This is a genomic window from Frankia sp. R82 (assembly GCF_023716925.1).
Taxonomy (GTDB): domain Bacteria; phylum Actinomycetota; class Actinomycetes; order Frankiales; family Frankiaceae; genus Frankia.
Map to the genome: position 1 here is coordinate 36,251 of NZ_JAMQQG010000216.1, position 21,815 is coordinate 58,065.

Annotated in this window: 17 protein-coding genes; 12 read left to right on the plus strand and 5 right to left on the minus strand. The window is 70.0% G+C overall.

The features are described 5' to 3' along the window. Positions 1-107 precede the first annotated feature (107 nt). From ND747_RS18505 to ND747_RS18530, 6 genes are all read left to right on the plus strand, one after another. Positions 108-1,115, plus strand: coding sequence for a DUF2278 family protein (locus tag ND747_RS18505; RefSeq protein WP_251734925.1), 1,008 nt, complete (start codon positions 108-110; stop codon positions 1,113-1,115). A 517-nt stretch (positions 1,116-1,632) separates the two neighbouring features. Continuing rightward, on the plus strand, positions 1,633-2,109 hold the full coding sequence (locus ND747_RS18510) for a hypothetical protein (RefSeq protein WP_251734927.1): 477 nt from the start codon (positions 1,633-1,635) through the stop codon (positions 2,107-2,109). A 232-nt stretch (positions 2,110-2,341) separates the two neighbouring features. After that, positions 2,342-3,385: an ABC transporter ATP-binding protein gene (locus tag ND747_RS18515; RefSeq protein WP_251734929.1), complete on the plus strand. Its 1,044-nt coding sequence runs from the start codon at positions 2,342-2,344 to the stop codon at positions 3,383-3,385. Beyond that, positions 3,382-4,266: an ABC transporter permease gene (locus ND747_RS18520; RefSeq protein WP_251734931.1), complete on the plus strand. Its 885-nt coding sequence runs from the start codon at positions 3,382-3,384 to the stop codon at positions 4,264-4,266. The genes ND747_RS18515 and ND747_RS18520 overlap by 4 nt, the downstream gene beginning before the upstream one ends. A gap of 213 nt (positions 4,267-4,479) precedes the next feature. Then, positions 4,480-6,177: a sensor histidine kinase gene (locus ND747_RS18525; RefSeq protein WP_251734933.1), complete on the plus strand. Its 1,698-nt coding sequence runs from the start codon at positions 4,480-4,482 to the stop codon at positions 6,175-6,177. Between the two features lie 132 nt (positions 6,178-6,309). Further along, complete coding sequence (locus ND747_RS18530; RefSeq protein WP_251734964.1) at positions 6,310-7,023, plus strand: response regulator transcription factor; 714 nt, start codon at positions 6,310-6,312, stop codon at positions 7,021-7,023. A 90-nt stretch (positions 7,024-7,113) separates the two neighbouring features. Here the strand turns inward: ND747_RS18530 and ND747_RS18535 are convergent, their stop codons facing one another. Continuing rightward, entirely contained in the window at positions 7,114-8,361 is a 1,248-nt protein-coding gene (locus tag ND747_RS18535; protein WP_251734935.1) for an EAL domain-containing protein, read from the minus strand. Positions 8,362-8,786: 425 nt separating this feature from the next. Between ND747_RS18535 and ND747_RS18540 the strand changes: the two genes are divergently transcribed. Further along, positions 8,787-9,347, plus strand: a complete 561-nt coding sequence (locus ND747_RS18540) for a hypothetical protein (protein WP_251734937.1) — start codon at positions 8,787-8,789, stop codon at positions 9,345-9,347. Positions 9,348-9,527: 180 nt separating this feature from the next. On the opposite strand, the gene ND747_RS18545 is transcribed toward ND747_RS18540, so the two are convergent. The 4 genes from ND747_RS18545 to ND747_RS18560 all read right to left on the minus strand — a co-directional run bounded on the left by ND747_RS18545 (position 9,528) and on the right by ND747_RS18560 (position 13,243). Continuing rightward, positions 9,528-9,674 carry a DUF1059 domain-containing protein gene (locus tag ND747_RS18545; protein ID WP_251734948.1) on the minus strand — a complete coding sequence of 49 codons (147 nt, stop codon included), beginning with the start codon at positions 9,672-9,674 and terminating at the stop codon, positions 9,528-9,530. A 110-nt stretch (positions 9,675-9,784) separates the two neighbouring features. Beyond that, positions 9,785-11,002 carry an ABC transporter substrate-binding protein gene (locus tag ND747_RS18550; protein WP_251734950.1) on the minus strand — a complete coding sequence of 406 codons (1,218 nt, stop codon included), beginning with the start codon at positions 11,000-11,002 and terminating at the stop codon, positions 9,785-9,787. A gap of 173 nt (positions 11,003-11,175) precedes the next feature. Further along, positions 11,176-11,682 carry an SsgA family sporulation/cell division regulator gene (locus tag ND747_RS18555; protein WP_251734952.1) on the minus strand — a complete coding sequence of 169 codons (507 nt, stop codon included), beginning with the start codon at positions 11,680-11,682 and terminating at the stop codon, positions 11,176-11,178. Positions 11,683-11,716: 34 nt separating this feature from the next. Beyond that, positions 11,717-13,243, minus strand: coding sequence for a serine hydrolase (locus tag ND747_RS18560; protein WP_251734954.1), 1,527 nt, complete (start codon positions 13,241-13,243; stop codon positions 11,717-11,719). 776 nt (positions 13,244-14,019) lie between these two features. Here ND747_RS18560 and ND747_RS18565 point away from each other — a divergent pair. The 5 genes from ND747_RS18565 to ND747_RS18585 all read left to right on the plus strand — a co-directional run. Then, positions 14,020-14,484 (plus strand): hemerythrin domain-containing protein, encoded by a 465-nt coding sequence (locus ND747_RS18565; protein WP_251734955.1) that lies wholly within the window; start codon positions 14,020-14,022, stop codon positions 14,482-14,484. 370 nt (positions 14,485-14,854) lie between these two features. Further along, positions 14,855-15,412, plus strand: coding sequence for an isopentenyl-diphosphate Delta-isomerase (gene idi, locus ND747_RS18570; protein WP_251734957.1), 558 nt, complete (start codon positions 14,855-14,857; stop codon positions 15,410-15,412). Between the two features lie 1,510 nt (positions 15,413-16,922). Continuing rightward, positions 16,923-18,323 carry a family 2B encapsulin nanocompartment shell protein gene (locus tag ND747_RS18575; protein WP_251734958.1) on the plus strand — a complete coding sequence of 467 codons (1,401 nt, stop codon included), beginning with the start codon at positions 16,923-16,925 and terminating at the stop codon, positions 18,321-18,323. A gap of 104 nt (positions 18,324-18,427) precedes the next feature. Beyond that, on the plus strand, positions 18,428-20,695 hold the full coding sequence (locus ND747_RS18580) for a family 2 encapsulin nanocompartment cargo protein terpene cyclase (RefSeq protein WP_251734960.1): 2,268 nt from the start codon (positions 18,428-18,430) through the stop codon (positions 20,693-20,695). Between the two features lie 310 nt (positions 20,696-21,005). After that, a partial coding sequence (locus ND747_RS18585) for a serine/threonine-protein kinase (RefSeq protein WP_251734961.1) occupies positions 21,006-21,815 on the plus strand: 810 nt, incomplete at its 3' end.

Here is a 21,815-nt window from a genome sequence, read left to right on the forward strand (position 1 = left end):
GGCGTACCGCGACCAGTGGAGTTCAGCTGTCGTTCACATCGGGTCGGTCGCTGAAAGGCATACTCGGCTGCCACAGCCAACCCGACAGCAGACCTGTGGAGTTCGTGATGCCACTGAAATCCTATGGCGTTCTCGCCGGCCGGGTGCGCGACCGGAAACGTGAGGGCAGCAGCGACAGCCCGCATTACCAGATCCTGGTCGAGGCCGGCGGAACGCAGTTCCGGGTGGCGGTGAACGTGCTGTCATCCCAGGCTCCGGCGGAGCTGCTGTTTCGAGCCGACGAGAACTTCGATCATCCCGTCCTGCCCGGACTCGCCGCGCTTGCGGACGGGTTCACGCTGCTGGACAGCGCACCGGGCGGCCTGGCCCTCGACTTTCTCCGGGCGAATCTGTTCCCCCGCACCGCGATGCGCGTCATACCGTCGGCCCTTCCCGGGCCGGACAACGACCTCGCCGACCGGATCGAACACTTTGTCCAACGGGCCGAGGCCGACCCCACCGCCCGGCTGTATGCGTTCGGGCAGCGATGGGGACCGGAATCCACCGCCGACAAGATCTTTGGATTCACCCCTGGCAACGGTGTCCATGACATCCACATGAACCAGGGCAACAGCAGGAAGTTCGCCGGGGACGACGGAATCTGGCAGGACGGAGCGCTGCTCTTCGCTTTCCCCGGCCAGTGGGTGGCGGTGTTTCTGGCGTTCCAGAACCAGGTCTGGCACACCGACCCCGTCACCGGTCACGCCCTGCCCGGAACGCCCCCGGCAGCGCCCGGCGGCCAGCCCGCGCCGGGCGAGCCCGACCGGCAGGTCCGCATTGTTGCCGCCCTGCCCAATCCGGTCGGGCCCGCCCCCGAGGACGAGACCGTCACCCTGCTGAACACCACCGATACGAGCATCGACCTGGCCGACTGGACGCTGGTCGACCGCGCCGGACACCGCGGCTCCCTACCCGGACCGGCTCTGCCCGCTGGCCATGCGGCGCGGGTCACCGTGCCTGCTCCCGTCGTACTCGGCAATCACGGCGGCACCATCACCCTACTCAACCCGGACGGCCTGAAGGTCGATGGGGTCGCTTACACCGCCGCTCCCGAAGGACGCACCCTGACCTTCTGACCGGAGCACCCCCGGCCGGGATTGCGTCCGTCGGGCCGCCTTCACTGTAGTTGCCGACGTACGTCGCGCCATACTCTTTTCCGGCCTGCCGGAAGGTTCCGTACCCGCCGTGGGCGGCGGTCGTGCTGAACGTCCGGCTTCTGTTTTTTGGATCGTAGACACGGAAGCCGGAGGTGCACGTGCCTACAGGGCCGACGATCCGGTCACCTCCCGCCGTGACACCCCCCAGCGACTCAGGAACCGCCGGCGCGGCCTGCAGGATCCGATCCGACACGCCACCGACTGCAGCCTCGGTCCCTGGCACCGTCGTTGCCGGCGGCCCCGAGGCTCTTCGGCACAGACGCAGCAGACGCAGCACCAGAAACTGTGTTGGTGACAACAGAAGCCGGAACCGATCAGATCTCGGGTGGCGCGTGTTACGACGAAACTTCTCGTCGACCGCCTACGACGCAGGTCCCATGATCACAAGGTCGACCGGGCAGAACATCGGAAGACCAGGCGAGAACCGAGGGTGACGATGAACGACACCGATTCTCTTGATGTTCCCGCGACCACGCCGGAGCTCGAGGGAGAGCTGGAACTGAACTGGCTGGAGCCGCCCAGCCTGCTGGTACTGCGTCATCCCGTGGATCTGCACCTCAGGCTGTCGAACATCAGCCGGCGAACACTGGACATCACCCACTCGCGCGATGCGACCATCACCCTCCTGTCGGCTGACGGTACTTCCACGGTGGCCGGCACCGGCGGCTTCTCCGCACTTGGGAAAGAAGCCCGAATGCCACCCGGGGACTCGGTCCACGTTATTGCCGACGGCCACTTCGGCCATGATGGTTCCGCGCGCGGACATCCCAGCTCGGGCAACTATCTCCTGGTGGCGGAACTTCGGGTCGGTGTCCAACCGGAAAACGACTGGAGGTACCGGGGCGGCGTCGTAGTGAGTCGAGCGGTGCCGATAACGCTTCGGGTGCTGCCGGCCCGGGGAGAGAGTTCGTAGGCTGGCTCGTCCCGGCGCCCATGCGATACGCGCCGTTCGCTCGCGGGGACCCGCCCCCACGAGCGACGAGGTGCGTGTTGGGCATCCGTACGACCTCGGGCGTACTCCCGGAGGGGGACGGGCTGCCGCGGGCACCGGCAAAGATCGGCCCTGCGGCGGACGGCAGGGGCCTCGAAGATCCCTAACGTTCTCGGTGTCAGACGACGGCACCCGAGACGGGACCAGAGATCACATGATCGAGGCACGCGGGCTGGAGAAGCGGTACGGCGACAAGGTCGCCGTCCACGACCTGAGTTTCACGGCACGGCCGGGGGTGGTCACCGGCTTCCTCGGCCCGAACGGCGCCGGCAAGTCCACCACCATGCGGATGATCCTCGGTCTGGACCGACCATCCCGCGGCGAGGTGCTCGTCAACGGCCGCCGTTACCGGGACACGACCGCCCCCATGCAGGAGGTCGGGGTGATGCTCGAGGCCCGCGCCATCCACACCGGGCGCAGCGCCGCCAAGCACCTGCTCGCCCTCGCCCACACCCATGGCATCGGGCGCCGCCGGGTCGACGAGGTGATCGACCTGGTCGGCCTGCGCGAGGTCGCCCGCAGACGGGCCGGCGGGTTCTCCCTCGGCATGGGCCAGCGCCTGGGCATCGCGTCCGCCCTGCTCGGCGACCCGGCCACACTCATCCTCGACGAACCGGTCAACGGCCTGGACCCCGACGGCATCCGCTGGATCCGCGGCCTGCTGCGCGACCTCGCCGCCGAGGGACGCACGGTCTTCCTGTCGTCCCACCTGATGAGCGAGATGGCGCTGACCGCCACCCACCTGGTCGTGGTGGGACGCGGTCGCCTCATCGCCGAGACCACCGTGGCCGAGGTCATCGCCGGCGCGTCCCCGGCCGCCGTGCACGTACGTACCCCCGACGCCTCGGCCCTGCGCAGCGTGCTCGGCGGTGTCGGCGTCACCATCACCGCCACCTCGGCGGACACCCTCGACGTCACCGGCCACACCAGCGAGCAGATCGGCATCCTCGCCCGCCACGCCGGCCTCGCCCTCTACGAACTCACCCCCCGCCAGGTCTCCCTCGAGGACGCCTTCATGGCCCTCACCCGGGATGCCGTCGAGTACGCCACCACCGCATCCACCTCCCGCACCGCCCCCAGCCCCACCACGACCAGCCCCACCACCGTCGTCCCCACCACCGTCGTCCCCACCACCGTGGCCGACCCCGAGCAGACCCTCGCCCTCACCGGCGCCACCGGATCGGAGTCCCGGGCATGAGCACGCAGACGATCACCCCCGGCGCTTCGGGCACGTCCGGCGCCCCGGACACCCCGCCGCCCGCCGCCTCGGCCACGGCCACGGCCCGGCACGCCCGTCCGCAGCAGCGCGTCACCCAGCTACGGGTGATCCGTTCTGAATGGACGAAGCTCACCTCGCTGCGCTCCACCGCCTGGACCCTGGCCGCGGCGCTGGCGGTCACCATCCTGCTCGGGGTGATCCTGTCCAGGGTGACCGCCAACGACTGGACCAACTACAGCGCCGAGGACAAGCGCACCTTCGACGCCGCCGCGACCAGCCTCAGCGGCATGTACCTCGCCCAGCTCGCCATTGGCGTCCTCGGCGTTCTGGTGATTTCCGGCGAGTACGCCACCGGCATGATCCGTGCCACCCTCGGCATCGTGCCCCACCGGCTGCCGGTGCTGTGGGCCAAGGCCATCGTCTTCGCGACCGTGAGCTTCGCTCTGATGGTGGTCGCGAACCTGATCGCCTTCACCGCGGGTCAGGCCATGCTCTCCTCGGCACACATCGACGTCTCGCTGTCCGACCCCGGCGTCCTGCGAGCCGTGCTGGGGACCGCCTTCTTCGTCACCACGATCGGCGTACTCGGCCTCGCCCTCGGCGCCCTGCTGCGCAACACTCCCGCCGCGATCGGCGTCCTGTTCGGTGTGCTGCTGGTCCTCCCCCAGATCGTCGGCGCCCTTCCGCAGAGTCTGACCAGAATCGGCGACTACCTCCCGTCCACCTCCGGGGACGCACTGATGCAGGTGGTCCGCTCGTCCAGCCTGCCCTCACCCACCCACGGCGCACTGGTCCTCGTCGCCTACCTGGTCGTCACCCTCACCGCCGCCGCCCTCCTCCTCGTCCGCCGCGACGTCTGACGGCCGCCCCACCCAGATCCCGCACCACCGCACCACCGCACCACCGCACCACCGCACCCAAGATCACCCCCGACATGTGGAGGGTTATACGAGAATTCGAGGCCCAAATCCTTGAACAAGCCTCCACATGTCAAGTGATCATGAAGGTCCTCGGTGTTGTGGTTGTCCGGTCCGTCCTCGCTTCCCTGTCCACGAAAGGTCACGATGTCGACCATGGCGACGCTCCCGGACGAGGCCCCCACGGCTCAGCCGGCCCGCCCGGGCGGTGTGGGCCGGACGGGCAGCGCAGGTCAGACGGACGACACCGGCCGGACGGACAGCGCAGGTCAGGCGGAACTGGCAGGCTATGAGGAACAGGTAGGACGCAGTCAGCTCGGCGCAGTGGTCGGGCCGGTCGAGCCGGGGGTGCCGGTCGAGCCGGGGGTGGTGCTCGGGCGGATGCGGCACGGGCGGGTGGGACGGTTTCTGCGCAGCCATCCGAAGCTGGTCGACGGGGCCCTCGCCGCGTTCCTCGGGCTGTTCGCCTGGGCGGCGCTGCTCAACACGCTGGCCAGGACGGCGGGCGGGCGCGAGGCCGCGACGATCGCCCTCGCCGTGGCAGGTCTGGTTCCGCTGATCTGGCGGCGCCGGTATCCGGCCGGGGTGTTCGCCGTCTGCATGGTGGCGGGAGTGCTGCAACTGCTGGTCGGACGGGTGGTGGAGTCGAATCTCGGGGTGCCGATTGCGTTCTACACGGTGTCGAAGATGGGGACGCGGCAGGTGCGGCTGGGAGCGACCGTCGCCGTGATGGTCGGCGTCGTCCTGGGCAGTCTCAGCTGGCAGGAACGAAACCGGGCTCCGATCCTCGCGAACGTGGTGGTGCTGGGACTCGTCGCCGTCACCGCGGGGGTGCTGGGACGCAACGCGGGAACGCGACGAGCCTACCTGGCCGCCCTCACCGACCGGGCCGACCGGTTGGAACGGGAACGAGACCAGCAGGCGCAGATCGCCGCCGCCGCAGAGCGGGCCCGCATCGCCCGCGAGATGCACGACATCGTGGCCCACAACCTGTCCGTGATGATCGCCCTGGCCGACGGCGCCCAGTTCGCCCTCGCCAGCACAGCCCCGAAGCCCGACATAGCGCCGACCGCCCCGGCGACCCCGGCCAGCCCGACTGACCTGACCGACCCAGCGAACCCAGCGACCCCGGCCAACCCGGTTGGCCCGGCGACCCGGGCGACCCCGGCCAGCCCGGCCAGCCCGGCCAACCCGGCCAACCCGGCCAACCCGGCCAACCCGGCCAACCCGGCCAACCCGGCCATGCAGGCGATCACGCAGGTGTCACGGACCGGGCGGGAGGCACTGGCGGAGATGCGCCGGTTGCTCGGCGTCCTGCGCGCGGACGGCACCGACGACGGCACCGCACCGCAGCCCGGCCTCGACGATCTCGACGGGCTGATCGAGCAGGTCCGTGGGGCCGGCCTGCCGGTACGACTCACCGTCCGCGGCAAGCCGTTGGAGCTGCCCGCCGGGGTGCAGCTCACGCTGTACCGCCTGGTCCAGGAGGCGCTGACCAACACCCTGAAACACGCCGGTCCGGGCGCCACCGCCACCGTGGAGCTCGTCTATGACCGACGTGGCATCTCCGTCGACATCCGCGACACCGGCCAGGGCAGCGCCACGCCCCGCACACCGCCAGTGCCCTTGTCGACAACGGCGACAACGGCAGCAACGGCAGCAACGGCAGCAACGGCAGCAACGGCACATGCCACCGGCAGCGGGCAGGGCCTGGTGGGCATGCGGGAGCGCACCGCCGTGTACGGCGGCACCGTGCAGGCCGGTCCGCTGACGGACGGTGGCTGGCAGGTCCGGGCCCGGATCACCAGCAGCGGCGTCGCCGGCACCGGGAGTCGGACTGCGGACAGTGGATGATGCCGACACCGTCGGCGGTGGGAGGGTGCGGGGGTGAATGCCGCTGCCGCCTCGTCTCCACCAGCCTCCGGACCGGGCGCGCCGGGAACGGTGACCTCGGTGCTGCTGGTCGATGACCAGCCGTTGTTGCGGATGGGCTTTCGGATGGTGCTCGACTCGCAGCCGGACATCAGCGTGGTCGGCGAGGCCGCGGACGGGGTGCAGGCGGTCGACCTGACCGGGCGGCTGCGGCCGGACGTCGTCCTCATGGATGTGCGGATGCCGACGATGAACGGCATCGAGGCCACCAGCGCGATCGTCGCGGCCGGCAGTGACTCGAAGGTCCTGATCCTCACGACCTTCGACCTGGACGAGTACGCCTTCGCCGGCCTGCGGGCCGGAGCCAGCGGCTTTCTACTCAAGGACGTGCCCCCCGCCGATCTGCTCTCGGCGATCCGGGCGGTCGCGACCGGAGACGCGGTCGTCTCGCCCGGCGTCACCCGCCGGCTGCTCGACGTCTTCGCCCACCATCTCCCCGGCCCGGCCGGGACCCCCGCGTCACCCGATGCGGCCGATGCGGCCGATGACAGGAGAGCCGGCGGCGGCCGGGAGCCGGCAACGCAGCGACCGGCGGACCGGCGGCTGGAGCGGCTCACCGAGCGGGAGCGGGACGTTCTGCACGAGGTGGCCGCGGGGCGGTCCAACGCCGAGATCGCCACCCGGCTGGTGCTGTCGGAGGCCACGGTGAAGACCCATGTCGGACGGATCCTGGCCAAGCTGGAGCTGCGGGACCGCGTCCAGGCGGTCGTGTTCGCCTACGAGATCGGCCTGGTCCGCCCATCGGAACGCCCGCCCGGGCCCCGGTGACGTCCCGGGTTCCGGTGGCGTCCCGGGTTCCGCCATTCGGTGATCAGATCGCCCGGGTCGCCCGCCGATGGCCGTCTAGTTGGGCGCGGATCACGCAATTGATCGTCCGGCGCTGCGGGTGGCGCTGCGGGTGATGTTCTGCCGGCGTTCGACGTGGGCCGGATCCGGGCACGGGCCGCCGAGCAGGAAGCCCTGCCCGTAGCCGATCGAGGTTCCGAGCACCGCGTCGAGGTCGGCCGGATGCTCGATACCCTCGGCGACCACCGTGCTGCCGAGGCCGTCGGCGATGCGCGCCATGCCGGCCGCGACAGCCGCGTGCGCGGGGCTGTGGGCCATGTCCCGCACGATGATCCGGTCGAGTTTGATGATGTCCGGTCGCAGACACAGCATGACGCCGAGGCCCGCATAGCCGGTGCCCACATCGTCCAGGGCGATCCGGACGCCATGCGCACGCAGCCGGTCGACCACGGCGAACAGGTCGTCATCGTCGTCGGCGATGTACTCCCGTTCGGTGATCTCCAGGATGAGCCGCTGCGGGCAACCCGTGTACAGCAGGCGGTCGGCGAGCTGGTCGGTGACGATCGACGGGGAGGCGTTCACGGCCAGGCGGATCCCCGGCGGCAGCAGCGGGAGCGCCGCGAGCGCCCGGTCCACCGCGGTCAGTTCCAGTTCGGGCCCGAGGCCCACCTGTGCCGCGTCGACGAACATGGCCTCCGGGGAAGCGCGCGAGCAGAACCGGGACAGCGCCTCCACCGCGATCGTCCGTCCACTGTGCAGGTCGACGATCGGCTGGAAGTGCATGTAGGGCGCGCCGTCGGCCATGACCTCCTGGATGTGGCGCCAGATCCGGCTGCGGGATTCCCACATCCGGTGCAGATCCGTCACATAGCCGGTGAGCAGGCTGGCGAGCAGGTTCAGCAGCCGCAGCTCCTGGTCGCCCAGCAACGGCTGCGGCTGCCGGCTCAGGCAACCCACCAGGCCATAGGTACGCCCGTCGGCGTCGAGGACCGGCGTCGCCGCGTAGGCCCGGACACCAAGCTGATACACCGGAGCCATCGACGCGGTCCGTGGATCATCCAGGGTGTCGGGAATCAGGTTCGGCAGCCGGCCGGACAGCACGTGGTGGAACATGCCCTGCTCGCGCCGCACCGTACTGCCGGCCATCAGTCCGGGCGGAAGCACCCGGCCACTGATCACCTGCAGGACGAGCAGATCCCCGTCCAGCCGCCCCAGCCATGCCGCCTCCATGTGCAGTCGGCGACGCAGCAGCTCCAGCAGTTCGACCAGCGCGGTGCTCGGCGCGCGCACCCTGGCGCGCGGGCCCAGACACGTGACCATTGATCCTCACCCCACAGCCGCAATACCCCGACGACGCCTAGGCACACACCGCTACCAATAGGTACCCAGGGCGACGACAGCCTTGTTGACCTGTGTCCCTGGCCGTCCGGCGCCTCTGGTCCGACCGTTCTGACCGCACCGGCCGGCCCGATGCCGTCGGTCAGACAACCGCGATGATCAGGCCCTCCACGCTGCACGGGCGCGGATCGTCCGACCGGCCGGCGACGTGGCTCCGAGCCGGAACGACCGGGAACCACGCCTCCTGGTGCCGCCGGACGTCCGGTATCCGACGACAGGCCGCAGAACCGGCCAACCATCGGTAGGCTTCGCGACGCCTCGGCCAGGTGGCGCTCAGCCACCGCCCCACCGGGCCAAGGGCTACCCGCCGGTGGGGTCACATCCCTCGAGGACAGAAAGGTACAAGCGTGCGTAACGCGCGATGTCTGGCAGCGGTCACGGCCTCGTTGCTGGCCCTGGTCCTGCTGGTCGGCTGCGGCCCGAAGTCCTCCTCGACCTCGGTGACCGGGAGCTCCACCTCGTCGACCGCCGCGGACAGCGAGTACAACGGCGCGTGTCCGACGAACGGGAACAGCAAGGCGTTCGCCAAGACCCGTTTCACCCTGCACGCCGGTCTCGCGCTCGGTGCGTTCCACCGGTACATCTACAAGCCGCTGAAGAACGGCGGTTTCAAGTCCGGCGCGGACAAGCGCAAACGGACCTTCGCCAAGGCCGCGGTTGCCGGGGTCTTCGTTGTCCACGAAATCAAGGTTGCCAACGGCTTCGCGCTCGCCAATCCGAGTCTGTGTCGAGCGACCCAGTCGATCCGCGGTACCTTCTCCACCCTCACCAGCCGACTGCGCAGCGGAACCGCCACCGAGGCCGACGTCAACAGCGCCGAGCAGGCGTTCGGCAGCCTGCAGCAGACGGCCACCCAGAACGGCTTCGGCTTCAAGGAGCGCAACGCGACGGTTCCCGGAGCGGGCTGACCGGAGCGGGTTGCGAACCGGCGCCCTGCTGACGAGGCGAGGCCCTGACGAGGCGCACCGTCGGTGGCCCCGGCCCCTCGCCCCGGCGCACATCAACCGTGCGCTCGGGGCGGGGGGTGGCGCCCGGCTGGTCGGCCGGGCGATTCGCCCGGCGAGAAGCGCTCACCGGGCGAGAAGTGCTCAGTAGGCGAGGAAGAGGATCTGGTCGCGGGTGTACTCGTGACCAGGGTGGTTCTCCGCCAGATGGGCCTGGGCCTTCTCGACGAGCTCGTCCTCGTCGGCACCTTCGATGAACTCGCCACACGGGCAGTTCAGTCGCACCGCCACTGCTGCTCCTTTCCCCGAGGGCCATGTCGCCATGGGTACGGTCCGGTCACGGACGGACCGGCGGCCGTCCCGTCCGTCCAGTGTGGCACGCCACAACCGGGGGCCGCGCGTCATCCGCGGCTGGTGCCGCCGCAGTATCTCGGGTCGAGCACGGTCAGGCCGTTGGCCTGGGCGTTCACCGCGACGAACGAGAAGCAGTCGGCGGGCCGGCCAAAGTCGGCGGCGAAGTCGACCGGGGTGACCAGGCCACCGGCGGTGTAGTCCCTGACCGACCGCAGTCCGTCCACGAAGCTCTGCCGGGTCGGGCAGTCCCCGGCGGCCTCCAGGCCGCGGACGAACATGTCGGCGACGATGTAGCCGACGAGCGCCAGGGTCTGGTCGGCGTCCTGCAGCTCCGGTGCGTAGCTGACCATCGCCTGCCGGTAGGCCGCGGTCGCTGGCGACTGCAGCTGCGGCGGGACGTAGGCGGCGGCGCTCATCACACCGGCGAGGCGGGTACCGAAGTGGGCCAGCTGGGCGGAGTTCACGGCCGCCTGGTTGGCGAAGATCACCCTCGGAGCGACGCCGCTGTCCTGCGCGGTCGCGACCACCTGGGCGAACGAATCCGGGCTGATCGAACCGACCAGGGTGTCGAAGTTTCCCCGGCGCAGCAGGTCCACGACCGCGGCGATCTGGGTTGGCGTCGCGGTGTCGTCGACGACGGCGAGGTCACTGGAGATTCCGGCCGTCTGGAGGCTGGCCTGCACGTCCGCGCCGTTGGCGGAGGTGTAGGCACTGCCGATCGTCGGCGCGACGACGAGCGCACGGGTGCCGCCCCGCTGGCGCAGGAACGAGCCGATGGACGGTGACACGCCCTTGATGTACGAGAAGGTGAACATGTTGCGGTACCGGGCCCAGACATCCTCCACCCCGAGGCCCACGACCGGGATGGCGTGGGTGGACAGGTAGTCGGCGCTCCCGCTGGCCACCACGGACGTCTCGAGTATGCCGAAGACGTTCACGTTCTCCACGAGCTCCTGGGCCATCACCGCGTTGGTCGCGGCCTTGGCCTGGTCGTCCCGCCAGGTGTAGGTGATCCGCCGGCCGTGCACGCCGCCGGCTTTGTTGGCCGCCCCCAGGCGTGCGTCGATCCCGGCACGGGCCGGGACGAAGGAACTCGAGCCGACGTTCGAATCCGGCAGCAGCAGGCCAACGTTGATGGCGTCCGCGGTGACTCCTGGCGTGGAACAGCTCACCGCCCGGTTGGACGAGTCGCCTCCGCCGCAGCCGACGAGCGCGGCCGTACACACGAGTGCAGCGGTCAGCACTGGCAGCAAACGGGGTGTCACTACATGATCTCCCTACGGTGATACTGAACGTCGTACAGTCACCGTATTTTGATCAACCCAATAATTTAGCTATTTGTTCACAACGTGCCTGTGGCGCACATCGATGCAACACATCCGATATTCGGCGCGCAAAAATGTCCCAAAACGCCCAATAGGTACCACCGAATATTCGATCAGGTACCCGCGTGATGAGGGCCGGCCGAGAACCGGCCTCTGGTCCGGCGCCGTCCGGCCATCCCGGTCGGCGCGGCCGGACCACCCGGCAGGAACCCGAACTCGGCCACCCAGTTGATTCGGCCGACCTCGGCGTCCGCCGGAACCATGGCGAAACTGCGCCACAGGAAGGCGATCACCTCCGCTGCGGGCAGTTCCAGATCGGCGAGGCCGGACGGGCTGGACAGTCGCAGCGCGAGCGCCGACGCACCGGCAGCCACGGCCGGCCGGACCCGCACGTCGCCAAGGCCCACCGGCCGTCGGGTTCCCTCGGCGAGCAGCCGGCGGGCGAACCGCCAGACGATCTGGTCGCCCCCGGGCCCGCCGATCGTGAGGGTCACGGCGATCGGATCCGCCGCGTCGAAGCCAAGACCGACCAGAACTCGCCGCGTTCGCTCGCCCGGCCGCACCACCTGCACGTACATCACGCGCCGCAGAACTCCGCGCCGCCCCCAACGGCGGAACATCCGCCCTCCTTCTCCTGCGCCGGCGCCGGCGCCGCTACTGCCAGCCGTGCGGATCGACGCCACCCGGTATCCGGTCGGCCGGCGCGTAGGGCTCACGGGTGAACACGAACGACGCGACCTCCAGGTTCGCCAGCCGGCCGGTAGCGTCGCGGCGGGGGACGAGGGTCTCCCCGGCAAAATAGCCGTCGAGGCCCGTCCAGGTGCCTTCCGCAGGGCCCGGCCGCAGCCGCGAAGCCCGCCCGTACCGACCCTGCGGAACCAGAGACAACCCACCGTCACCATGCACGTTCACCAGATAAGGTGCCGGACCCCAGTACCAGACACCAGTGATGTCCAACGGGACGCCGGCGGCCAACGGGGCAGGCACCCATTCGGCCGGCAGCGCCGGTTGCACGGTGTCGACCAACTCGACGAGGTCGAGCGCGAGCTCCCCCACCGCAACCCCGCTCGTCGCGTTCGCCATGGCCACGGCGGCCGTGCCGACGGGACGACTCCACAGCGCGGCGACAAACCCCGGCATCGAGCCCCCATGCCCCACGAACACCGCACTCCCGCCGGTCCAGCCCACACCGCCCGTCCAGCCCACACCGCCCGTCCGGCCCAGGCCTGGCGCACCGCCTGGCCCGGCCACGCCGCCGGGCCGACGGATGAGCTGCACGCCCAGGCCTGCGCCGAGCTGCCACTCGCCGCTGTCTCCCTCGACGGCCGCCGGCTCCCGCATCTCGGCCAGGGTGTCCAGGGACAGGACGGCGTCGGTGTGACCACCGAGGACACCCGCCCAACGGACCAGATCGGTCGTGGTCGACCACAGTTGGCCGGCTGGTGCCATCACCCCGGCGTCATGCGCCGGCTCGGGCAGCAGCACGTCGGCATGCGGATGGACGGCGTACCCCTGCGCATGCGCAGGGACCGGCGCCACAGTGGTCCGGGTCAGCCCGAGGGGTGCCAGCAGCTCCCGCGCCAACGCCTGCTCCCAGCTCATCCCACGCAGCCGGGCGACCAGTTCGCCGAGGACGGCGAACCCGACGTTGGAGTAGTGATGGCGCCGGCCGGGACGAAACCGCTGTGGGCTCGGCCCGACCGCATGGGCAACCGTGGGATGCTCGCTCCCCGCAACCCGCTCCCACCAGGGCGGCGGTGTCTCGGCGGCGATCCCGCCGCGATGCGCCAGCAGCTCGGCGATCGTGCGGTCGCCCACCGCGGTGCCCGGCAGATGTTGATCGAGCGGATCGTTCAGGGACAACCGCCCCTCGTCCCGCAGCCGCAGCACAAGCACCGCCGTGAACGTCTTGGTGATCGACCCGATCCGATACTGGGTGCCAGGCCCCGGCCCGACCCGTTCGCCCTGCACCGCACCCTCAGCATGGGCCGCATGCCCACCATCGGCCGCTCCTGCGGCCGGGCCCACCATGCGTCCCCGGCCCGCCGCCCAGATGGGCTGGCCGTCCCGGGCCACAGCCGCGACCAGCGACGGGGCGCGAGCACCCGCCTGCTCGACTGCCACGCGCCGCAGCAACTGCCGTTGCGTGTCAGCAAGCAGCGGTTCTGGTGGCGTCGACATCGGCCTCCCCCACTCGGGCCGGTGCACCCGAACCCGCAGGTTGGAGCATAGGCCCGCCGCTGCGCATCGGGGCGCCGGGCATGGCCGGGGGCTGGCCGTGCCCGGCGCCGGCATACCGGCCCGGCCCGCTCCGACCCGCATGCATACCCGGCCCGGAAAGAGACACCCACGATCTGGGGACGGAGCGGCCGGCACCACATTCCAGCATCAGCCGCCCGACAGAAATTCGAACAACAAAAGAAGGCAACAGGACGGACTGGTGCGACCGCTCTGGATGCTTTTCCGTCGCAGCCCGGCAGGATGACCGGCAGGGAAGGGCTGAGGATTGAGGTCCGCCGCATCACAGCCGTTTGGACGGCAGCCAACAGGACCAAGGTCCATATAGGTTCCGCGTGCACCGCCGCATGATGGATGAGGTGGCGCGGCCCTACGCGCCGCCGGGCGGAGCAGGAGTGACATGGCGGCGTTGGCGATTGTCCCGGAGGCGGAGCCGCGACCGCCCGACCACGTCCGGCGAGCGACCCACGCCCGCCGACGCTCCCGGCACCCGGCCGGCCCCAACCGGCCGGCCCGGCTCCCCGCCGCACCCGCGTACCCCGGCGTCCGACCACGGCGGGGCGGGCTCCACTGTCCGGGTAACCGTGCAGGTCATGGGACCCGTTGTCGGTCTCCGTTGCTGGCCGGACCGGAATTTCCCAGCTGGGCGACGGCGCACCTGGCGTAACCGCGGTCGGCGATCCACGCCGGTCTCCCCCCGATCCGAGGACGGCCCTACTGTGTCTGACTACTGCTGGTGCCTGGCCACCCCGGCCATCGAGGAACTGATCCGGGAACACGACGAGCTCGTCGAGCTTTCCGCGCTCGCCCGCACGGCCTATAGGTGCGGCGATATCGAGGCACTGGTCGAGTGCTGCAGCGCGATCACGCAGGTTCTCGGGCCGCACACCGAGGTCCAGGAACGCGGTCTTTTCCCGCCCATGGCCGTCGAGTTTCCGGAGAAGATTGCTATTCTGTGCGGCGAGCACCGCCGGATCGAGGCCGTTCTTGCCGGCGCGACCGATGGCACTGCCGGCACCGATCCCGCCTGGCCCGCGCGGGTCATCGAAACGCTGACGCTACTGCGCCGGCACATCGTGAAGGAACAGGAAGGCCTCTTCCCGGCGGCGCTGTCCGTCCTGTCCAGCGAGGACTGGGAGCTGCTCGCTCGGATACGCGACCGTTGTGGCCAGCTGACCGCCTGATCAGCACTCCCGACCAGCACCACGTCGCGGCACACCGATCCGATGACCTTGTGTCCGATGACCTCGTGCGCCTCCCGCACACACCATGCGTCCACACCACCGTCCGTCGCCGCTGCCGGGCCAGGCCCAGGCCGGCCCGGCCCGGTTTCGGAGGGCCGCGGCGGGCCCTGCCCGCCATGGAGCTACCCCGCAGGGGCAAACCTGCAGGCCGGTGGGACACCGGTGGCGAGGTTCGACGCAGGATGTGAGCAGAGCTGCCCGGGCCCCGGGCGCGGACGGCCGGGGGCAGCGGGAGGATGGGCAGATCCCCTGCAAGCTGTTTCGGGAAGGCGAGGCAAGACGCGTGAGTCCGCAAGCATCGGTTCCCCTCGTGGACATCGACGATCAGGTGGTGCTGCTCGACGCCGACCGCCAGCCCTGCGGGACGGCGCCGCGGCTCTCCGTACATGACCATGACACGCCCCTGCATCTGGCCTTTTCCTCGTACATCTTCGATGGCGACGGGCGGCTGCTCGTCACCCGTCGGGCGTTGGAGAAGCGGACGTGGCCGGGCGTGTGGACCAACAGCTGCTGCGGTCACCCCCGACCCGGCGAGCGGATGGAGACGGCCGTCGAGCGGCGGGTCGCGCAGGAGCTGCGTCTGGCCGTGACCGACCTGCGGTGCGCACTCCCGGACTTCGCCTACCGGGCAACTGCCGCGGACGGGCTGGTCGAGAACGAGTTCTGCCCGGTCTACGTGGCGCGGGCGCTGGGCGACCCGGACCCGGATCCCGGCGAGGTGGTCGAGTGGCGGTGGGTCGAGTGGGCCGACTACCGCGTGACCGCCGAACGGGCCCCGTGGGCGCTGAGCCCCTGGTCCGTCGACCAGATGGCAGCCTTCGCCCGGGCCACCCATCCCCTGGCCATCACTGCCCGTTCTGGCCACTGACCCGCTGCCAGGGACGGACGTTGACCCATCTGTGCCAGCAGGGTCCGGACATCCTCGTCGGTACTAGCACTAAAGAACTAGCGCCGACGGCATTTTTTCTGATCAGAACTAGCCAGAACCAGCGTGCCAACCTTTACTCAAGGTGACGTGTTCAACGCACAGTGGCCGAGCACGGGCCGCATTCAATATGCACCGCGTCGCGTTAGGATCACTCGTGGTCTACCGTGCCGCCTCGGGCCGGCAGCGGGGCCGGTCCGGATGCATCGGATCGCGAGGCACGGCCCGACCAGGATCCCCCGGGGCACTTGTACCGGCACCCGGACCCCCCGCGTCCGACCTGGCCGGGACCGGCCGCGAACATTCGCCCCGATGCCACCAACCCGTCGGGATCTGTATTGGCAACTCTCCAAGGTCCTTGACTGGGAGAGTATTTGGTCCCGGTTGAAATGGTGTGTCCCCGCAGTGGCCGGTGCTCCAGGCTGCGCGGCGGGTCGGCTGGCCAGTCTCCCGGCTCAGCCACCCGCCCGCCGGCCAGCCCACTGACGGCCAGGCTGTCCCACCAGCCCACTCGCAGGTCCCAGCAGGTGACAGGCTGGTTCGACCGACCGGCGGCAACGACGTTCGCCACCCCGTCGCTCGCACCGGCGGCCTGCCCGGGCCGGACCGTCGGGCATAGTTCCGGCAACGCTCCCGCCGCATACCGTCCGTGGTGCGCCAAGCAGACGCCTCGATGGCCGATACTCGCCCCCGCCGGGCTGGATGCCTGCCCGGATGCCGACCCCGAATACCTCTCGCCGCGACCCTGCCCGCTGTCCCCACAGCATCCGAGCGAAGCGGACAGCACCATAATTACCTCACCTGCCCGAAAAGACGCGAAGAGAATCCCGACGTTGGCCACCCGCCACCCGGGAAAACGCCACCAGAATCCGCGCGAAGCTTTTCCGCGCCGACCCCGATGCTAACCGACGGTAACCTCGAGGATCTCGGCGCACGCCATGGCGGACCATGCGGTGACCAGTCCTCGATTGGTTCGCCAAAGCGCTTGCCGCCCGCGCCGGTCATGGGGGAGGCTTCCGGTGCACGCCGAGGAGCACTTCTTTCCGGATCATGAGTGCGGCACAACGTGCCAGCCGCGTGACACCACGGGGGTTCTAGCGGTATGGAAAGATCGACGACGCGGTGTACGGAGCCCCAGCAAGAAGGATCTTTCTCGGGTCCGATTCTGCTGGGCTGATCCACTCCGGTCACACCGAAAACTGCTGCCACGGGCTTGACCGAAGCCGCGGCAGCCGGCGTCATTCCTCGAAGAATTTTCGCTGCGGCGCAGCCTGGTGCGGAAATCCGCATGCTCCGGCGTCCGTAGTCGATCCACCATGCCCAGTCCTGGGTTTTCGGCCGGGGTCGTCGCCAGGTGCCACCGCTCTTACACCACCGCGGCGAGCCCTGCATTACCACGGCCAACCCTGCATCGCTACAGATTCTGCATCACCACAGAGAGGTGGAGCCCGACATGACCGAGCCCGTTTCGACCGACTCCGCGGCAGGCGAGGAAGCTCGGCTGAGCCTGAGTACGGCGGCCGCGCGCAATCTTGCGACGACCACCAAGTCCGTCCCGCAGTCGCAGGAGATCACCTCCCGGTGGCTGCTGCGGGTGCTGCCCTGGGTCCAGACCGCCGGTGGTGTCTACCGGGTCAACCGGCGGCTGGCCTACGTGCTGGGCGATGGCATCGTCACGTTCACCTCGACCGGCTCCGAGGTTCGGGTGATTCCCGGCGAGCTCGCCGAACTGCCCCCGCTGCGGGGCTACGGTGGAGACGCGCTGAGCGCTCTCGCCGACCGTTTCACCCAGCGGGAGTACGCGCCGGGTGACGTCATCGTCGAGGCCGGCACGCCCGCCGACGCGGTCTACCTGATCGCCCACGGCAAGGTCGAGCGGCTCAGCCCCGGCGAGTACGACGACGAGCGCTCCCTCGGCGTCACCGTCGACGGCGGTTTCTTCGGCGAGTCGGTGCTCGTCGAATCCGATCTGAGCTGGGAGTTCACCGCCCGCGCGCTGACCGCGGCCACCGTGCTGGTGCTTACCCGCGAGCAGTTCGCCGAGGTCGTCGAGCGCGACGCCGAGCTTGGTGAGCATCTGGCGGACTACCGCTCCCGCCCGGCGCCCGCGACCAACAAGCAGGGCGAGGCGGAGGTCGCGATCTCGTCCGGGCACGTCGGCGAGCCGGACCTGCCCAGCACGTTCGTCGACTACGAGCTTGCCCCGCGCGAGTATGAGCTCAGCGTGGCTCAGACCGTGCTGCGCATCCACTCCCGGGTCGCCGACCTGTACAACGAGCCGCAGAACCAGCTCGAGCAGCAGCTGCGGCTCACCGTCGAGTCGCTGCGCGAGCGCCAGGAGCACGAGCTGGTCAACAACCGCGACTTCGGCCTGCTGCACAACGCCGACCTGAGCCAGCGCATCCCCACCCGCTCCGGCCCGCCGACCCCGGACGACCTCGACGAGCTGCTCAGCCGCCGGCGCAGCACGCATTTCCTGTTCGCCCACCCGCGCACGATTGCCGCCTTTGGCCGGCAGGCCACCGCCCGGGGCATCTATCCGGCCACCGTGCTGCTGCACGACCAGCACGTGCCGGCCTGGCGCGGCGTTCCGATCCTGCCGCTGAGCAAGATTCCGATCTCCGCCACGGGGACCAGTTCCATCATTGCGGTACGCACCGGCGAGGAGAACCAGGGCGTCATCGGCCTGCACCACACCGGCCTTGTCGACGAGTACGAGCCGGGCCTCTCGGTGCGTTTCGCGGGTATCAGCGACAAGGCGATCATTTCGTATCTCGTGACTACCTACTACTCCGCTGCGGTCCTCGTGCCGGACGCACTCGGAATCCTGGAAGGCGTCGAAGTCGGGCGCTGACCACAGCCACCGGGGCCGCCGCCGTGGGCGGCGCGAAACCACCCACGGCGGCGGCCCCTGCCCGGCCTTTTCCCGACGGCACAGAAGGGTTTTCCCGGAGAGCCATGCAGCCGTTTACCCTCCCCGAATTCTATGTGCCCTATCCGGCGCGGCTGAGTCCGCACCTGGACATTGCCCGGGAACACAGCAGGGCATGGGCCCGGGCCATGGAGATGATCGACCCGCCCGAGGGTGAAGTCGCGATCTGGACCGAGCAGGATCTGGACGCCCACGACTACGCCCTGCTGTGCGCCTACACCCATCCCGATGCCACCGCCGAACGACTGAACCTCATCACCGACTGGTACGTATGGGTGTTCTTCTTCGACGACCATTTCCTCGAGCTGTTCAAGCGCACACACGACATGGCCGGTGCCCGTGCCTACCTCGACCGGCTGCCGGCGTTCATGCCCGTTGACGGCCCGATCACAGCGGAGCCGACGAATCCGGTCGAGCGCGGCCTCGCCGACCTGTGGACGCGCACGGTACCGGCCCGCTCCGCCGACTGGCGGGCACGTTTCGTGGAAAGCACGCGCGCGCTGCTCGACGAGTCGCTGTGGGAACTCGCCAATATCAACGCGGACCGCCTGTCGAACCCGATCGAGTACATCGAGATGCGCCGCAAGGTCGGCGGGGCGCCCTGGTCGGCGAACCTCGTCGAACACGCGGCGGACGCCGAGGTTCCCGCCGCCGTCGCCGCGACCCGGCCGTTGCAGGTCCTGCGGGACACCTTCGCCGACGCCGTCCACCTGCGAAACGACCTGTTCTCCTACGAGCGTGAGGTGACCGAGGAGGGCGAGCTGTCCAACGGCGTGCTCGTGGTCGAACGCTTCCTCGACCTCGACACGCAGACCGCCGCCGATACCGTCAACGACCTGCTCACCTCGCGGCTGCACCAGTTCGAACACACCGCCCTCACCGAGGTTCCGGCTGTCCTCGACGACCATGGCATCGACCCCGCGGGCCGGCTCGCGACCCTCGCCTACGTCAAGGGACTGCAGGACTGGCAGTCCGGCGGCCACGAATGGCACCTGCGGTCGAGCCGCTATATGAACCAGGAGGCCAACCTGGATGGGCTGCCCCCGGGAGTCCCCGGAGTGCCGGGAGTGCCGGGAGTGCCGGGAGTGCCGGGAGTGCCGGGAGTGCCGGGAGTGCCGAGCCTTGGCATGTCGGCGACGCAGATCCTGCCGTCCCTGCTGGCCACGGCGCCGCAGCGGGTACGCCGCCATGCGAACGTCCCGTTCCGGGTGGTCGGCCCGACCCGACTGCCGGAGTTCGCCATGCCGTTCGGCACCGGGCAGAGCCCGCACCTGGGCACCGCCCGACGGGAGATCGTGCGCTGGGCGCGCGCGATCGGCATGCTCGAGCCGGTCCCCGGCATCTGGGACGAGCACAAGCTGATCGCCTTCGACTTCGCCCTGTGTTCGGCCGGCATCCACCCGGATGCCTCCGCAGCCGAGCTGGACCTCACCACCGGCTGGCTGACCTGGGGAACCTACGGCGACGACCTCTACCCGGTGCGTTTTGGACGCACCGGGGACCTGGCCGGGGCACGGTTGTGCAACGAGCGGCTGCGGCTGTTCATGCCACTGGCCGGGCCGCCCGCCGGCGTCCCGGCGGATGCCCTGGAGCGTGGCCTCGCCGACCTGTGGGCGCGTACCGCCGGCCCGATGGAACCGAGCGCGCGGGCGGCGTTTCGCCGCGCGGTCGAGGTGATGATTGACAGCTGGCTGTGGGAACTCGGCAACCAGGTCACCAACCGCATCCCCGACCCGGTCGACTACGTCGAAATGCGCCGGGCGACCTTCGGATCGGATCTGACGATGTCCCTGTGCCGGATCGCCCGGGCCTCCGCCGTGCCGGACGAGGTCTTCCGGGCCCGGCCGATGCGGTCGCTGGAAAACGCCGCCGCCGACTACGCCTGCCTGCTCAACGACGTCTTCTCCTACCAGAAGGAGATCCAGTTCGAGGGCGAGGTCCACAACTGCGTGCTGGTCGTCGAGAACTTTCTCGGCTGCGGCCGGGAACGTGCCGTCGCCGTCGTCGGCGACCTGATGAACGCCCGGATCCACCAGTTCCAGCACATCGCCGCCGAGGAGCTACCGGCGCTGTACGACCAGCTGGAGCTGGATGACGACGCCCGACAGGCGCTGCACGGCTACGTGGTCGAGCTGGAGCACTGGCTGGCCGGGATTCTGCGGTGGCACCAAGGGACCCACCGATATGAGGAGACCGAACTGCGCTACCACCCGGCCGCGGGACGCCGGCCCTTCGGCACCCCGACCGGAATAGGCACTGCAACCACGGACGTCAGGGGCCTGGTCGCTCGTTAACGTCACCCCCCAATCCGATCGGATTCGCCCGGTCGTGGTAGCTACCCCGCGCGTGGACACCCGCGCCATATCGGGATTGTCCGGGTACAAACGAACTCGTCGGGTGGCGGCACAGCCGCGACCGGGCGCGCCGGCGATCCCATCCTCGTGGCCGAGTGGTTTCGCGCGGTCGTAGGGCGTCGCAAGACCCAGCGGTCTCGCGCGGCCAGGCGACCGCGCGGCCGTCGGGAGTCGCCGTCGCTCGGTACCCGGCACGGCGGCACCTGTGGTGGTCGCCGTGCGCGAGGGGAGCATCCGAGGGGGACGTGACGTGTCCTGGAAGTCCTTGCAGGCGGACGATCCATCCGCAGTAGGTCCATACCGGCTGGTCGGACGGATCGGCTCCGGCGGAATGGGCATCGTGTATCTCGGGGTGGACGCTGCCGGCGTCCGCGCCGCGGTCAAGGTGATGCGGGAGGAGTACGCGACCGACGAGAGCTCCCGCCACCGCTTCCACCGCGAGGCGGGCGCGGTCGCGCACATCGACAGTCCCCAGGTCGCCCGGCTGCTGGCCGCCGATGTGGACGGTGATGTGCCGTGGCTGGCCACCGAGTACGTCGAAGGGCCGACGCTGTTCGCGTCGGTCACCTCGGACGGCCCACTGTCCGGTGATGCGTTGTGGCGGCTCGCCGGCGGGCTCGCGGAGGCCCTCGCCGCCATCCACAGCGCCGGTGTCGTGCACCGCGATCTCAAGCCCGGCAACGTGATGCTCGCCCCCGACGGCCCGAAGATCATTGACTTCGGGATCGTGGCCGGCCCGCCCGGCACGATGACGGGTTCCGGCGTCGTGCTGGGCAGCATCGGATATCTCGCGCCCGAGCTGCTGACCACCACCCGGCGGGCCCGTCCGGCCGCCGACGTGTTCTCCTGGGGACTGACGGTCGCGTTCGCGGCCACCGGCCGGCCGCCGTTCGGAACCGGTCAGCTCGACGAGTTGCTCTACCGGACCGTCTACAGCGAGCCGGAGCTCGGCGGTCTGCCCGCCCCGTTGCGGGGCGTGGTTGCGGCGGCGCTGCGCAAGAAGCCCGAGCGCCGACCGGACTCCCGCCGGCTGCGCGCCCAGGTCGCCGCCGCCGCGGCC

Bases quoted from the DNA above. Each gene is read 5' to 3' on its own strand.
- ND747_RS18505 (WP_251734925.1), top strand. From the start codon at position 108: ATGCCACTGAAATCCTATGGCGTTCTCGCCGGCCGGGTGCGCGACCGG.
- ND747_RS18510 (WP_251734927.1), top strand. From the start codon at position 1,633: ATGAACGACACCGATTCTCTTGATGTTCCCGCGACCACGCCGGAGCTC.
- ND747_RS18515 (WP_251734929.1), top strand. From the start codon at position 2,342: ATGATCGAGGCACGCGGGCTGGAGAAGCGGTACGGCGACAAGGTCGCC.
- ND747_RS18520 (WP_251734931.1), top strand. From the start codon at position 3,382: ATGAGCACGCAGACGATCACCCCCGGCGCTTCGGGCACGTCCGGCGCC.
- ND747_RS18525 (WP_251734933.1), top strand. From the start codon at position 4,480: ATGGCGACGCTCCCGGACGAGGCCCCCACGGCTCAGCCGGCCCGCCCG.
- ND747_RS18530 (WP_251734964.1), top strand. From the start codon at position 6,310: ATGGGCTTTCGGATGGTGCTCGACTCGCAGCCGGACATCAGCGTGGTC.
- ND747_RS18535 (WP_251734935.1), bottom strand. From the start codon at position 8,361: ATGGTCACGTGTCTGGGCCCGCGCGCCAGGGTGCGCGCGCCGAGCACC.
- ND747_RS18555 (WP_251734952.1), bottom strand. From the start codon at position 11,682: ATGTTCCGCCGTTGGGGGCGGCGCGGAGTTCTGCGGCGCGTGATGTAC.
- ND747_RS18560 (WP_251734954.1), bottom strand. From the start codon at position 13,243: ATGTCGACGCCACCAGAACCGCTGCTTGCTGACACGCAACGGCAGTTG.
- ND747_RS18575 (WP_251734958.1), top strand. From the start codon at position 16,923: ATGACCGAGCCCGTTTCGACCGACTCCGCGGCAGGCGAGGAAGCTCGG.
- ND747_RS18580 (WP_251734960.1), top strand. From the start codon at position 18,428: ATGCAGCCGTTTACCCTCCCCGAATTCTATGTGCCCTATCCGGCGCGG.